This window comes from Cupriavidus sp. 8B, from assembly GCF_054589115.1.
Window position 1 is genome coordinate 1 of sequence record NZ_BAAILO010000113.1, and the last position, 622, is coordinate 622.

A 622-nucleotide genomic window follows, 5' to 3' on the forward strand; every position below is an offset into this window, starting at 1 on the left:
TCCCTGTGGATAACTCCGCTGGAATCCCGCTATATACAATATTGGGCAGTAAACGCCCCTTGCAACAGCGAACCCCAAGATACCAACTGTGCCTGGACAACGTGTAGCGGCTAAGCGGTAATGTCTGCTTTTGGCTAAGCTCAAATGTCCGAGTTTGGCCAGCGTAAGCTTGACGAGCGCCACGGAGCCCGTCATGCCAGCAGGAGCCATTACCATGACGATGCGGCAGATCGACCGGCTCAAGGTCATCCAGGCGCTGGCCGACGCCTACCTAAAGACCGGGGTTGCGGCATCCAGACTGGGACTGACCGCTCGCCAGACCTTGCGCCTGCTGCGCCGGTACCAACAGGACGGCGCCGCCGGCTTGCTCAATCGCCACCAGGGTCAATTGGCCAACAACCGGACACCGCCGGGCCTTGCGGCGCGGGCGCTCGGCCTGATCCGCGACAACTATGCCGACTTCGGTCCAACCCTGGCCTGCGAGAAGCTGCGCGAGCGCCATGGCATCGCGCTGGCCAAGGAGACGGTGCGCGGCCTTATGATTGACGCGGGTTTTTGGGTGCCGCGCCGGCTGCGCCCGCCCAAGGTCCACCAGCCAAGGAATCGGCGCGCCTGTTTGGGC

1 protein-coding gene is annotated in these 622 nt (G+C 63.2%); it reads left to right on the plus strand.

The window, feature by feature from the left end:
- Positions 1 to 220 precede the first annotated feature (220 nt).
- Positions 221 to 622: helix-turn-helix domain-containing protein (locus ACYP5B_RS12385; RefSeq protein WP_459569806.1), on the plus strand; the 402-nt coding region annotated here is incomplete at its 3' end.